Origin of the sequence: Streptomyces sp. KR80 (genome assembly GCF_052245555.1) — a bacterium.
Taxonomy (GTDB): domain Bacteria; phylum Actinomycetota; class Actinomycetes; order Streptomycetales; family Streptomycetaceae; genus Streptomyces.
Genome location: NZ_JBQQCD010000016.1, coordinates 139,035 through 152,375 on the forward strand (window position 1 = coordinate 139,035; position 13,341 = coordinate 152,375).

A 13,341-nucleotide genomic window follows, 5' to 3' on the forward strand; every position below is an offset into this window, starting at 1 on the left:
CACCGACCCGCACTCGTGCATGACATACAGCGATCAGTCACCTACACATCGTGACAGGGAAAGGGCGGCTCAGCGAGGGCGCCGGCCGATCCGGACTCGGCCGCGGCCGGAAGGCCGTCCGGCAAGACAGCCAGCCGGGTGAGGCTGCCCGGCGCATGTCAGCTCATACTGCTCGTACCGGCCGCGGCCGGTTGCCGCTCCGTCCGGAGGGGCAGGACGGGATCGGTGGACTCGCCCCGCCCGGCGGGACGAGTCCGTCACCACTTCTCACTGACCAAGGGGTCCTGCATGGGCGACGGCCGCTCCCTCCGCCTCCTCCACCTCCGCGCCTCGGGCATGAGTCTCGTCCTGGACTGCACGGGGGACCGGCTGCCCCGCGTGGTGCACTGGGGCGCGGACCTCGGCGAAATCTCCGAGGACCATCTCGCGGTGCTCACCACGGCCGACGAGGCGCAGATCATGTCCAGCACCCTGGACGACCCGGTCCCCCTCAGCGTGCTGCCCGAGCAGTCCGCCGGCTGGCTGGGCACACCCGGCCTGTCCGGCCATCGCGACGGCCGGGACTTCTCCGCCGCCTTCACGGTCCGTGCCCTGGAGAGCGGCACCGGTGAGGGGCCCGTACGTCACCGGGTCGTCGTCGACGCGTCCGACGAGCACGCGCGGCTGTCCCTCCGGTTGGAGTTCGAGGTCACCGCATCAGGACTGGTGCGACAGCGCGCCACGCTCACCAACGACGCCGGGCCGACAGACACGGGCGACGCGGACGACCGCGCCGCCCCGTACACCCTGGACGGGCTGCTGCTCACCCTGCCGGTGCCCGCGCAGGCCACCGAACTCCTCGACCTCACCGGCCGCCATCTGCGCGAACGCTCCCCGCAGCGCCACGCGTTCACGCTCGGCACACATCTGCGCGAGAACCGGCGCGGCCGCACCGGGGCCGACGCGACCCTGGTCCAGGTCGCGGGAGAGCGGGGATTCGGCTTCCGTACGGGCGACGTGTGGGGTCTGCACGTCGCCTGGAGCGGCAACCACCGCTCGCTCGCCGAGCGCACGAACTCCGGAACGGCTCTGCTCGGCGGCGGTGAGGCACTGCTGCCCGGCGAAGTGCGGCTCGGACCCGGCGCGTCGTACCGCAGCCCCTGGGTGTACGGCTCGTACGGACACGGGCTCGATGAGCTCTCCGACCGCTTCCACGGCTATCTCCGGGGGCGCACGCACCACCCCCGCGCGCCCCGCCCGGTCACCCTCAACACCTGGGAGGCCGTCTACTTCCAGCAGGATCTGGACAAGCTCAAGGCTCTGGCCGATGCCGCCGCCGAGGTCGGGGCGGAGCGGTTCGTGCTCGACGACGGATGGTTCCGCGGCCGACGCGACGACCGTGCCGGGCTGGGCGATTGGTATGTCGACAAAGATGTATGGCCCGAGGGCCTGCACCCCCTGGTCGGCCATGTGCGCGGCCTGGGCCTGCAGTTCGGGCTGTGGGTGGAACCGGAGATGATCAACCCCGATTCCGATCTGGCCAGGACGCACCCGGAGTGGATCCTGTCCACCGGCGGCCGTACCCCGCCGGCCTCCCGTCACCAGCAGGTGCTCGACGTCGGGCAACCGGACGCGTACGCCTACCTCCTGGAGCGACTGGACTCCTTGGTCACCGAGTACGCCGTCGACTACCTCAAGTGGGACCACAACCGCGACCTCGTGGACGCCGGAGCCGGCCCGGCAGGTGCCGCCGGGGTGCACGCCCAGACCGCGGCCGTGTACCGGCTCATCGACGAACTCCGTTCCCGCCACCCCGGGTTGGAGATCGAGTCCTGCTCCTCCGGTGGGGCCCGGGTCGACCTCGGCATCCTGGAGCGCACGGACCGCGTATGGACCAGCGACTGCATCGACGCCCTGGAGCGCCAGCAGATCCAGCGCTGGACCGGGCTGCTGCTGCCGCCCGAGCTGCTCGGCGCCCACGTCGGCGCGCCCGTCTCCCACACGACGGGACGCACCCACGCGCTCGACTTCCGGGCCGGCACGGCGCTCTTCGGCCACTTCGGCATCGAGTGGGACCTCACCGAGGCCGGGCCGCAGGACCGAGCCCGGCTCGCCGAGTGGGTCGCGGCGTACAAGGAGCTGCGCCCGCTGCTCCACCGCGGGACCGTCGTCCGCGGCGATCATTCGGATCCGGCGCTGTGGGTGCACGGCGTGGTCGCGCCCGACCGGGCTCGGGCCGTCTACGCGCTCGTGCAGACCGCGACCGGCGTCCATGCCCCGCCGGGCAGGGTCCGCCTGCCGGGCCTGGACGAGAACGCGTCCTACCGGGTGGCGCCGCTCGCGCCCGGCGAGCGGTCCGCAGGGCCGACGCCTTCGCGGCTCGCCTGGTGGGACGACGGGCTGGTACTACCGGGCCGCGCGCTGGCGGTGGTCGGTGTACAAGCCCCCGCCCTGCATCCGGAGAGCCTGGTTCTCCTTGAAGCCCGCCGCGTCTGACCGCGTGGGTGCGCCGCCGGCAGTGATCCTCCTACGCGGAGCCCGCCGTCCAGCGCTGGTCGGTACGGCCGGACGCCGGATCCAGGTCGAGCTCGCTTCCCGCCCCGTCGAACCGCGGCGTCAGAGCGAAGTCGGGTGCGATCTGAGGCCGGATCACGCCCACGCCGCGGTCGATCATGAAAAGCAGATTGCGGCCGTTCTCACCGTAGACCGAGGAACAGTCCCAGATGCCGACTCCTCGGTCCGTGGACCCCCGGGAGTCCAGGCACAAGTCCGGGTCGGCGTAGCTGTGCAGAAGACCAGCGGAGTCCATCAGCCACTGCTGTGTCCCGGCGCCGTTGCAGCGGGCGGTGATCACGTCCGTACGCTTTTCCAGCACGGCGCCCTCGATGTCGAGGCACAGCCCGGAATCCGCGTTGACGACCCGGGTGTAGCTGCCGTACTCGATCGGAACCGCGGGGGCGGGGCGGCGTGTGGGAGCCGGGGCGGGCCGTGTCGCCGACCTCTCCGGGGCGGGGTCGCGCGGGGGCTTCTTCGACGGTTTGCGGGACGGGGTCGCATCGCGCGACGGTGAGGCCGAGACGGTGGCGGTGGCGGTGGCAGTGGTGGTGACCGTGATCTCCGATGCCGGCGCCTGTGCACTGTTGCCGGTCGGCGTGGAGTCGCCCACGGCACCTGCCACCAGTACGGCCAGGATGCCGGCTGCCGCCGCCGTGAACACCGAGACCAGCACGACCGGCCGGGACGGCAGACGGGCGCCCCGGTGCGGCGACGCTCCCCCCAACGCCTCCCCCAGTCTTCGGCCGTGTGGTGCCCCCAGGGAGGGGCCCGCCGACGCATCCGTGGAGCCGATGACAGCCGGTATGACGGCCGTCGGTGCCGCGCCCTCCTCCTGCCGCGTCGGCTCGATGACCGGCAGTCCGCGGACCGGACCTGCCGCGAGATAGGCGGCTCCGCCCCACGGGAGGAGGCCATCGGCCAGTACGGACGCGGGGTTGTCCGCCATCCGGGTCAGATCCGCGAGCAGCCTGGAACAGTCCGGGCACTCGGCCAGATGCACGGCGAGGTCCGTGCTGCGCCGCTGGTCTCCGGGGCGGGAGGCCGCCTCGATGATGCGGCGGAAGCCCTGGCACTTCTTGTCGCCGCGCTCCATGTACGTCCGCAGGTATGCCTGGCGCATCGCGTCCAGCGCCCTGTCCTTGAGCTCGGCCACGGATTCCGGCTCGATGCCCAGATAGGCGGACACTTCGGCGTCCGGAAGGCCCTCGACCACGCCGTACCAGAGGACGCCGCGCATGCGTTCCGGCAGGCGGTGGAAGCCGCCGAGCATGGCCGACGTGTCCTCGATACTCGGGCCATGCGGTTCGCCGCCCGGCGGGGTGGCAACGGTGGTGGCGTCGATCCAGGCGGCGAAGTCGTCCTCGAGCCGGACCCGTCGGCTGCCCGCGGCCCAGCCCACGGCCACCCTCTGAACGAGCATCAGCAAGTGGTGTCGCCAGGGGCGGCGGGGTTCGATGCCGCGGCAGGTCTCCTGTGCGGCGAGGGCGAAGGCCTGCGAGGCGAGTTGATTCCCGGCGACCTGGTTCTTCCCGCACAGGCGGGCGTACGCGAGGACCGCGGGCAAGTGGCGGCGGCGGAGTTCCTGGGTCGCCGGCTGGGCGGTGGGTGCGCCGGCCCGGATGCGCTCGGTGAGCTCCACGTCGGACAGGTCGCCGTGCATCCCCTCCTCGGCGGCAGGACTCTGATCGACCTGATGGAGCTCTGACAACTCTCTCGACTCCTCGTCGTCGCGACTGGGCGCCCGAGCCGCCGACGCTCCCCCAGACTCCTCCCCCAGCTAACGCTGGGAGGTGCCCCCAGGGAGGGGCCCGTGCGCCGACGCCACCCGGCCGGGATGACCGTGGGTAACAGGGGTGCCCATAGTGGTCCAGTGGGGCCCATGGGGAAAGGGGTTTCCGCCGGTAAGTAGTGTCGCCATGGGCTCTGGACCACGCATGGGAAGTCCGGCCCGGGGAAAGCGCCCTCCAGGGCACCGGACAGGCATCGGACGGCCACGTTCCGTATCCGCGCCCGCGTGCAGGAACCTGTGCTCGCATGGTGGGGCGCCGGCCCTCAGAGGGGCCGGCGCCCGCGGTCACCATCTAGGCCCGGGGGCGCGCCCGGACCCTCGGGGCGTGCTCCTGATGACCGCCACTGGCGATCATCCGTACCTCGTCGTGGTCGCTGATCTCCGCCCGGACGATGCCGGTGTCGTCCGCGTACACAGGGTGCCCGCCGGGTCCGCTGCGGTCCGTGCGGTGCACCACGACCACGTCCTCGTCCGCCGCGGCCGGCGTCGAGGAACCCGCGTGGAAGAAGATCAACTCGTATTCATCGCGCCGCCTCATGCCGCCTCCTCACCTCGCGAGGCCGTCCTGTGCGGCGCCCGAGTCCCCAAAACCGGGCATTTCACACCTACAGGGCAGGTCGGCGCCGGCCCGGCGCGAGAGGACCGGTATCAGGCCCACACCCACACCCCGTGAGCCACGGCCCTCGACGGCCCGTCGGTCACAGGGTGTCGCTCAGGCTGTCCGCGAGACGCTGCCGCACGGCCCGGGCCGCGGGCAGCACCGAGACGGCGACCGCTCCCGCCACCGCTGCCGCGCCGATGAAGAGCAGCACGGCCGGCGAGGGGTGCTGCGCGATGCCCGCGCCGATGCCGCTTGAGCGGCCCTGAAGGTCGATCAGCCAGTCCGAGGCCAGCACTCCCGCGACGGTGCCCGCCACGGCGGCGGCCAGTGCGGTGAAGCCGGTGCCTGCCACGATCACGGCCATGATCTGACGTGGAGTCAGTCCGATCGCCTTGAGCGCGAGCAGGTCCCGGCGGCGGTCCCGGACGCCGGCCGCGATCGTGGTCGACAGTTCCGCGAGACCGATGAGCGCGAGCACGGCAACCAGGCCGACGATCACGTTGCGTACGGAGGCTAGCCGGTCCGCAGGGTTGGCGATCTCGCGCACGTCCAACCGGCCGCCCGCGGTCTGGGACAGCCGCGCGCCCACCGCGGCGGGGTCGGCGCCGTCGTCCAGCACCAGGTGGTAAAAGTCGGGCCGCAGTGCTCCGTCGCGCTCGCGCAGCGTGTCGAGAGAGGTGGAGATCACCCGTCCGCTGTCCTCGGGCTCGATGCTGCGCCCGACGATGTGCAGGACCTGGGGGCTCCCCTGCACCGTCATCCGCACCCAGTCGCCGACTTCGACGTCGAGCAGATCGAGCAGCCCCTGACCGGCCACGGCTTCGTCGGGGCCGCGCGGAGCGCGCCCCTCGGCGACGGCGAACGGATACGGGGTACGGGCCGTGCCGAGGCCGCGCAGAGTGATGGTGCCGGTCTGGCCGGGCACCAGCGCTTCGACCTCCGAGCCCGGGTGGGCGTCCGCCACATCGGACGCCCCGGCCAGCCGCCGCCGCACCTCGTCGTCGCCCAGCCCATCACCCCGGGCTGTGAGGGAGGCGGCAAGCCCCACTTCCTCCGGCCGGCTCTCGAAGCGGTCAAGGGTGGTCCAGGCGCCCAGCGCCACCGTGATCAGCAGCAGAGGCGCGGCCAGTCTGCCGACGGCGGCGAAGGAGCGGGCCGGCCGGTGGAAGGCGCCGCGCCAGCCGAGCACCAGGGCCGGCGGCAGTCGCAGGCCGAGGGCCCGCCGGGCGGTGCCCGACATCCGGCGGCCGGCCGGAATCGCCGCCCGGGCGATGGGTACGGGCGGGACACGGCCGGCCCGCCATGCGGCCGATCCGGTCGTGGCGGCGATCAGGAGCACCGCGCCCGCCGATATCGCCAGCGGAACCCAAGTGTGCTCGGGGAGTGCCTGCCACAGCCGCATCGCCTCGCCGGCCCGGCCGGGCAGATGCGGGCCCAGCGCTTCGGTGAGGACCGCTCCGCAGACGACGCCCAGCAGCGCGAGGGTCAGGTGCTCCCCCAAGAACATCCGGACCAGCTGCCCCGGGGTGAAGCCGATGGCCTTCAGTACGGAGATGTCCCGCAGATGGCCGCGGATCCTCGTGCTGGTGGCCCCCGCCACGGCCAGCGCGGCGGCCAGCAGCGCGCCGAGCCCGAACACCCCGAGCAGCAGCCCGAGGAGCCGGTCGCCGCCTTCGGCGTCCGCACGCGCCTGCTGCCAGGTGGAGACCTTGGCGATCTGATGCGCTCCGAGTTCGGTGACCGCGCGCTGGACGGCGTAGTCGGTGTCCTCGGGATCGTCCAGCCGCAGACCGATGGCCAGGCCATGGTGCTCCCGGTCCGGTTCGACCCGGCGCAAGGTATCCGGGAGAACCCATCCGACGCCGGGTGACTGCCCTGGGCTGTAACGCGGCTCCGCGGTGTCGGCGATGCCCGCGATGCGCAGCCGGTGGTCGGCCCCGTCCGAGCCGCGGACGTGCAGCGTGTCACCCGGCTCGGCCCACAGTGCGCGGGCGAGTGAGCTCTCCAGCACGACGCCGTCGCTCGCTCCGGGGTTCAGCCAGCGACCGGAGCCGATGAGCGGCCGGGCCACTTCGGGCGGCCGGGATGTGGTGGCGCGCAGCTGTACGGCCACGGTGCCACCGCCGAGGTCGGCGGTGACCGCGGCCGTGCGGAACGGGCCGGAGGCCGCCTCGACCCCGCTCCGACCGGCCAGTGCCGCGGCGTCGGCCGACTCCTTGGTGTGGATCCACACGTGCGCACCGGAGGACTGGGTGAACACCCGCTGCCAGGGGTTCGCCGCGTAGGTCAGGAACGCGCCGGCGAGCAGCAGCGAGCCGATGATCCCGGCGGTGGCGAGCATCAGGAACAGGGCTTCGCCGCGGTGCACCCGGAGGTCGGCGCGCACCCAGCGCACCGTGGCGCGCATCCCGCTCAGCCCTTCAGTTCGAGCATGCCGGCCACGCCGTCGGCCCGCGGGGTGCCGCCGCCGAGGGTGGCGTCGTCCACGATCCGGCCGTCGAAGAGGCTGATCACACGGTCGGCGGCGCTCGCCATCCGGGCGTCGTGGGTCACCATCACGATGGTCTGGCCGCGCTGGTGGAAGCGGGACAGCAGCCGCAGCACCTCTCGGGTCCCCTTGCTGTCCAGGCTGCCGGCGGGCTCATCGGCGAGCAGCAGCGCGGGGTGGTTGACCAGGGCACGGGCCAGGGCGACGCGTTGCTGCTCACCGCCGGACAGCTCGCCGGGGGTGTTGCGCTCCTTGCCCTCCAGGCCCAGGTCGGCGAGGAGCTCGGCGCGGCTCTCCCGGGCCTGACGCGGGGAGCTACCGGCGAGCAGCGCGGGCAGTTCGACGTTGTCGGCCACGGTCAGATGGGTGACCAGGTTGAAGAACTGGAAGACGATCCCGATGCTGCGGCGGCGCAGTACGGCCCAGCGGGCCTCGCTGTAGGAGTCGACCTGGCGGCCCTCGAGCCAGATCCGGCCAGTGTCCGGCCGGTCGAGGCCGCCGAGCAGATGGAGCAGGGTGGACTTGCCGGCCCCGGAGGGGCCGGTCACCGCGACGAACTCCCCGCGCTCCACGCTCAGGTCGATGCCGCGTACGGCCTTGACCGGGGTGCTCTCGGTCCGGTGCGTCTTGACCAGGCCTTCCGCCTTCATGATGGGTCCCGCGTCGGCGGGGGTGTCCCCGCCGACTGCGGCGGGAGCGGCCTCGCGGCTCATTCCAGCTCCTCCTGACAACGCTCCAACCAGTCGAGGTCCGCCTGCAGGTGCAGCATCGCGCCCTCGATGAGCAGCTGCGCGACCCGGTTGTCCCGGTCCTCGGCCGCGGCCAGCTTCGACAGATCACGCATGGTGTTGAGGTAGTGGCGGCGCTGCTTGTTGATCAGGGCGATCTGGTCGGCCACGCCCGAGTCCGGGGCCAGTGCGAGCTTCATGAAGAACTCGTCCCGCACCCGCGGCTCGTCGGTCGGCTCTGCGAACCATGCGGCCACCGCCTCACGCCCCGCCGGGGTGAGTCGGTAGGTCCGCTTGTTCGGCCGGTTCGACTGGGCGACGTCCTCCCCCTCGATCAGTCCGGCCTTCTCCAGCCTGCCGAGGGTGACGTAGATCTGCCCGATGTTCGGCTGAGGGTACGCGGCACCGAGGAGCTCCTCAAGGGCCTGCCCCAGCTCGTATCCATGGGCGGGACCCTTCGCGAGGAGCGCCAGGAGGGGCAGACGCACGTGACCCGGCCTCCTTCCCCGCCCATACATGCTCGTTAGGGGCGTTCCCCGGTGGTGAGCCGGATCGCCCTCGGACATTTCCGCGACGTCTAGTATCCCGCATGCCTAACGGGTATACAGGTGCGGACGCCGGGCAGGCCGCCGGCGCCGATGTGCCAAGGAGGAACCTATGCGGTGGACGCGGGCCGCGGGTAGGGGGCTCCTTGCGGCTGCGCTGATCTGCGCGGGGTACGCGGGTACGGGCGCGCCACCCGTGGAGCCCGTGGGCGACTCCGGTGGCCGGGGCCCGCTGACCCTGGTGACCGGCGGAGACCTCACCAGCTATCTGAGCGGGGTTCTCAAAGACTGGAACCGGACGCACCCCGGGGAGAAGGTGACCCTGGTCGAGCTGCCGGAGGCCGCCGACGAGGTTCGCGCCCAGATGTCCACGAGTCTGCGCTCCGGCAGCGACCGCTACGACGTGCTCAACATCGATGTGGCCTGGACGTCGGAGTTCGCCGCGGCGGGCTGGATATCCCCGCTCGACCGGGACCGGTTCCCGGTGAAGCAGTTCCTGCCGCCGGTGGTCGAGACCGCCACCTTCGGCGGACAGCTGCACGCACTGCCGTATGTGACCAATGCCGGGCTGCTGTACTACCGCAAGGACGTGCTGGAGCAGGAGGGCGAGCAGCCGCCGCGCACCTGGGCCGAGCTGGAGCGGCTGGCGCGGACGGTGGCTCCGAAGCACGGACTGGACGGCTACGCCGGCCAGTTCCTGCCGTACGAGGGGCTCACGGTCAACGCCGCCGAGGCGGTGCAGTCGGCCGGCGGCTCGATCCTCGCCGACGAGGGCAAGCGCGTGACGGTGGACTCCCCCGAGGCGCGGAAGGGCGTGGCGTTCCTGGCCGACGGGGTCCGGGGCGGCTGGATCCCGAAGGAGGCGCTCGGCTACAAGGAGGAGGAGTCCCGGCAGGCCTTCCAGGACGGCCGGCTGCTCTTCCTGCGCAACTGGCCGTACGTGCACGCGCTCGCGGACGGCAAGGACTCGAAGGTGGCGGGGAAGTTCGGAGTGGTCCCGCTCCCCGGGCCGGACGGGCCCGCCGAGAGCATCCTCGGCGGCTCGAATCTCGCGATCAACGCGCGCTCCAAACACCGGGAGTCGGCTGCCGACCTGCTGGAGTACCTGACGAGCGAGCGCGTCCAACGCCAGGTGCTCACCGAGGGATCGCTGCCTCCCGTTCGGGCCGGGCTCTACGAGGACCCCGCGCTGGTGCACCGGTTCCCGTATCTGCCCACGCTCCGACAGAGCGTCCTCGACGCCAAGCCACGGCCCAAGAGCCCGCGGTACGAGCAGGTGAACCTGGCGGTCCAGGCCGTCGTGCACGACGCGATGGCTCAGCGCGAGACGCCGTCGGGCGCCGTCGCGCGTCTGGCACGGGAGCTCGAGGCGATCGTCCGCCGGGGCTGAGCACCCCCTCCTGGCTGCCACTCCCTTCTGCAACACCTACTTGTTAAGTATTCCTTCCGGTCCACTGTCGGCCAATGATTCCCGGATGATTGCCGACAAATCACCCGAGCCTTGTGGCCAGTTCCCGCATATGCGTTGACACCCGTTCGACATGCCTACCTAACATGCATGCATAACTGCGGCCCGAAGATCGCGGCTGCACCGAGTCAGACAGGTTTCACGGGACATGCTCATAGGCACGGCCACCACCACTCAGCTCCCCCAGCCCCCGCTGGGGGCGGGGGCACCCCCAGCGGTAGCTGGGGGAGGTCCTTGGTGGCGGGATGCGGTGATCTACCAGGTGTACGTCCGCAGCTTCCTCGACAGCACCGGGGACGGCATCGGCGACCTGGCCGGGGTCCGGGTGGGACTGCCGTATCTGAAGAAACTGGGCGTGGACGGCATCTGGCTCAGCCCCTTCTATCCCTCTCCGCACCACGACCACGGCTACGACGTCGCCGACTACTGCGGGGTGGACGAAGTCTTCGGGGACCTGGAGGAGTTCGACCGCCTGATCGCGGACGCCCACCGGCTCGGCCTGAAGGTCGTCATCGACATCGTCCCCAACCATTGCTCCAGCGAGCACCCCTGGTTCCGCGCGGCCCTGGAGGACGGGCCCGGCAGCCCGGCCCGCTCACTCTTCCACTTCGCCGACGGGCGCGGGGCGGACGGCGAACTGCCGCCCAACAACTGGCGTGCCATGTTCGGCGGCCCGGCCTGGTCGCGCGTCACCGAGGCCGACGGCAGCCCAGGCCAGTGGTACCTCCACCTGTTCACCCCGGAACAGCCCGATCTCAACTGGCGCAATCCGCAGGTGGGCCGGTCCTTCGACGAGGTACTGCGGTTCTGGCTCGACCGCGGCGTCGACGGCTTCCGTATCGACGTCGCCGCGGGCCTGTACAAGCACCCCGAGCTCCCCGACTCCCCCGACCCGGAGGCCGACGAGCGCGCCCGCGACTCGGTCAACCCGCTGGCCTGGAACCAGCCCGAGGTGCATCAGGTGTGGCGCGACTGGCGGGCGGTCTGCGAGGACTACACCGCGCGCGACGGGCTCGACCGGCTGCTGGTGGGCGAGGTGTCCGTGCCGACGGCGCGCGAGCAGGCGGAGTTCGTCCGCCCCGACGAGCTGCACCAGGCGTTCTTCTTCGACCTGCTGAGCGCGCAGTGGGATGTCGACGCCTTCCGGAAGACCATCTCCGAGGCGCTCACCGACATCGCGGGCACGGGCTCCACCGTCACCTGGGTGCTCAACAACCACGACCAGGTCAGAACGGTCACCCGGTACGCCGGCGAGACCACCACCGTGGGCCCCGCCCGCGCCCGTGCCGCCGCCCTGCTGATGCTCGCGCTGCCCGGTGCGGCGTATGTCTACCAGGGCGAGGAGCTGGGCCTGCCCGAGGTGGTCGACCTGCCCGACGAGGTGCTGACCGACCCGATCTTCCGCAGGACCGGCAGCCGCCGGCGCGTCCGCGACGGCTGCCGAGTGCCCCTGCCCTGGTCGGGCCACGCGTCCCCGTTCGGCTTCACCTCGGGCGACGGCGCCGCCCGGCCGTGGCTGCCGCAACCCGAGTGGTTCGCGGAGCACGCCACCGACCGGGCGCTGGCCGACACCCGCTCCTTCTGGCACCTCTACCGCGACGGCCTCCAACTGCGGCACAACCTCCCTCAGTTGGGCGAAGGCAGCCTGCGCTGGCTCGAGAGCTCTCCTCAAGTCCTGGCCTTCGTCCGCGGCGACGGCCTGGTGTGCGCGGTCAACTTCGGCCTCGACCCCGTACCGGCGCCCGTCGCCGGAACCCCCCTGCTCGCGAGCGGGGACTGCCCCCCGGGGATCCTCCCCGGCTCGACCACCGCCTGGTGGATCAGCGATCTCTCCACGAAGGGAACCACACGATGAGCCAGACCATGAGAAGGCGTATGGCGGCCTCCGGCACGGCGGTGCTCGGGCTCGCGCTCACCGCCACCGCCTGCGGCGGCAGCGGCCCGGCGAGCTCTGACTCGCAGGAGCTCAAGGGTCAGACGGTGGCGGTCGCCGGGGTGTGGACCGGCGTCGAGCAGAAGAACTTCAAGAAGGTGCTGGACGCCTTCACCGAGAAGACCGGAGCCAAGACGACCTTCGTCCCCACCGGCGACAACGTCTCCACCTTCGTGGGCAGCAAGATCGAGGGCGGCAACGCGCCAGATGTGGCGATGGTGCCGCAGCCCGGTGTGCTCAAGCAGTTCGCCGAGAAGGGCTGGCTCCAGCCGCTGTCCGCCACGGTGTACGAGAAGGCCGGGATCCACTTCGCCCCCGTCTGGCGGGACTACGGCACAGTGGGCGGCAAGTACTACGGTCTCTACTTCAAGGCGTCCCACAAGTCGATGGTCTGGTACAGCCCGGACGCCTTCGAGCAGGCCGGGATCGAGCCGCCGAAGAGCTATCCGGACCTGCTGAAGTCGGGCCGTACGATCTCCGACTCGGGCCTGCCCGCCTTCTCCGTCGCCGGCCAGGACGGATGGACGCTCACCGACTGGTTCGAGAACGTCTACCTCGCTCAGGCCGGCCCGGCGACCTACGACAAGCTGGCCGCCCATGAGATCCCGTGGACCCACCCGACCGTGGTCGAGGCCCTGACCACGCTCGGGAAGCTCTTCAAGGACAAGAACCTGATCGCCGGGGGCGGTGCGGAAGCGCTGCGCACCGACTTCCCCGAGTCCGTCAAGAACGTCTTCGGCAACGACCCGAAGGCCGGGATGGTCTTCGAGGGCGACTTCGTCGGCGGCATCATCTCCGGCGAGTTCAAGAAGAAGGTCGGCGAGGACGCGAAGTTCTTCCCCTTCCCCGCCATCGGCAAGGGCAAGCCGCCGGTGGTCGGCGGCGGCGACGCCGCGGCGGTGCTCAGGGCGGGCAAGAACCGCGAGGCGGCCATGAAACTCGTCGAGTTCCTGGCCACTCCCGAGGCTGCCGAGATCTGGGCCAAGGAGGGCGGATTCATCTCCCCCAACGAGAGCCTGAAGCTGGACAGTTACCAGGACGACACCACCCGGAAGACCGCTCAGTCGCTGGTGAAGGCGGGCGACTCGGTGCGCTTCGACATGTCCGACCAGGCGCCGGCCGCGTTCGGCGGCACCCAGGGGGCGGGCGAGTGGAAGCTGCTGCAGGACTTCCTGCGCGACCCGTCCGACCCGAAGGCCACCGCCGCCAAGCTCGAGGCCGCCGCGGCCAAGGCATACAAGGACTGAGAGTCTC

Annotated in this window: 9 protein-coding genes; 4 read left to right on the forward strand and 5 right to left on the reverse strand. The window is 71.5% G+C overall.

Annotation, left to right across the window (positions count from 1 at the left end; genetic code table 11):
• The first annotated feature begins 288 nt into the window (after window positions 1–288).
• A complete protein-coding gene (locus ACTWQI_RS22040; RefSeq protein ID WP_443272961.1) occupies window positions 289–2,475 on the forward strand; it encodes an alpha-galactosidase in 2,187 nt (728 codons plus the stop codon).
• A gap of 31 nt (window positions 2,476–2,506) precedes the next feature.
• On the opposite strand, the gene ACTWQI_RS22045 is transcribed toward ACTWQI_RS22040, so the two are convergent.
• The 5 genes from ACTWQI_RS22045 to ACTWQI_RS22065 all read right to left on the reverse strand — a co-directional run bounded on the left by ACTWQI_RS22045 (window position 2,507) and on the right by ACTWQI_RS22065 (window position 8,629).
• A complete protein-coding gene (locus ACTWQI_RS22045) occupies window positions 2,507–4,243 on the reverse strand; it encodes a ricin-type beta-trefoil lectin domain protein (RefSeq protein ID WP_443272963.1) in 1,737 nt (578 codons plus the stop codon).
• A gap of 373 nt (window positions 4,244–4,616) precedes the next feature.
• Complete coding sequence (locus tag ACTWQI_RS22050; protein ID WP_443272965.1) at window positions 4,617–4,862, reverse strand: DUF6296 family protein; 246 nt, start codon at window positions 4,860–4,862, stop codon at window positions 4,617–4,619.
• 160 nt (window positions 4,863–5,022) lie between these two features.
• Window positions 5,023–7,332: an ABC transporter permease gene (locus ACTWQI_RS22055; protein ID WP_443272967.1), complete on the reverse strand. Its 2,310-nt coding sequence runs from the start codon at window positions 7,330–7,332 to the stop codon at window positions 5,023–5,025.
• A gap of 5 nt (window positions 7,333–7,337) precedes the next feature.
• Complete coding sequence (locus ACTWQI_RS22060; protein ID WP_443272969.1) at window positions 7,338–8,126, reverse strand: ABC transporter ATP-binding protein; 789 nt, start codon at window positions 8,124–8,126, stop codon at window positions 7,338–7,340.
• Window positions 8,123–8,629 carry a PadR family transcriptional regulator gene (locus tag ACTWQI_RS22065; protein ID WP_443272970.1) on the reverse strand — a complete coding sequence of 169 codons (507 nt, stop codon included), beginning with the start codon at window positions 8,627–8,629 and terminating at the stop codon, window positions 8,123–8,125. Before ACTWQI_RS22065 ends, ACTWQI_RS22060 begins: the two co-directional genes overlap by 4 nt.
• Before the next feature lie 169 nt (window positions 8,630–8,798).
• Between ACTWQI_RS22065 and ACTWQI_RS22070 the strand changes: the two genes are divergently transcribed.
• The 3 genes from ACTWQI_RS22070 (at window position 8,799) to ACTWQI_RS22080 (ending at window position 13,334) form a co-directional block, all read left to right on the forward strand.
• Window positions 8,799–10,076: an ABC transporter substrate-binding protein gene (locus tag ACTWQI_RS22070; protein ID WP_443272971.1), complete on the forward strand. Its 1,278-nt coding sequence runs from the start codon at window positions 8,799–8,801 to the stop codon at window positions 10,074–10,076.
• A gap of 226 nt (window positions 10,077–10,302) precedes the next feature.
• Window positions 10,303–12,009, forward strand: coding sequence for a glycoside hydrolase family 13 protein (locus ACTWQI_RS22075; RefSeq protein WP_443272972.1), 1,707 nt, complete (start codon window positions 10,303–10,305; stop codon window positions 12,007–12,009).
• Complete coding sequence (locus ACTWQI_RS22080) at window positions 12,006–13,334, forward strand: ABC transporter substrate-binding protein (RefSeq protein ID WP_443272974.1); 1,329 nt, start codon at window positions 12,006–12,008, stop codon at window positions 13,332–13,334. Before ACTWQI_RS22075 ends, ACTWQI_RS22080 begins: the two co-directional genes overlap by 4 nt.
• The last annotated feature ends 7 nt before the right edge of the window (window positions 13,335–13,341 follow it).

Excerpts from the sequence above, each read along its gene's own strand:
- ACTWQI_RS22040 (WP_443272961.1), top strand. The coding sequence starts at position 289 with ATGGGCGACGGCCGCTCCCTCCGCCTCCTCCACCTCCGCGCCTCGGGC.
- ACTWQI_RS22050 (WP_443272965.1), bottom strand. The coding sequence starts at position 4,862 with ATGAGGCGGCGCGATGAATACGAGTTGATCTTCTTCCACGCGGGTTCC.
- ACTWQI_RS22055 (WP_443272967.1), bottom strand. The coding sequence starts at position 7,332 with ATGCGCGCCACGGTGCGCTGGGTGCGCGCCGACCTCCGGGTGCACCGC.
- ACTWQI_RS22060 (WP_443272969.1), bottom strand. The coding sequence starts at position 8,126 with ATGAGCCGCGAGGCCGCTCCCGCCGCAGTCGGCGGGGACACCCCCGCC.
- ACTWQI_RS22070 (WP_443272971.1), top strand. The coding sequence starts at position 8,799 with ATGCGGTGGACGCGGGCCGCGGGTAGGGGGCTCCTTGCGGCTGCGCTG.
- ACTWQI_RS22075 (WP_443272972.1), top strand. The coding sequence starts at position 10,303 with ATGCTCATAGGCACGGCCACCACCACTCAGCTCCCCCAGCCCCCGCTG.
- ACTWQI_RS22080 (WP_443272974.1), top strand. The coding sequence starts at position 12,006 with ATGAGCCAGACCATGAGAAGGCGTATGGCGGCCTCCGGCACGGCGGTG.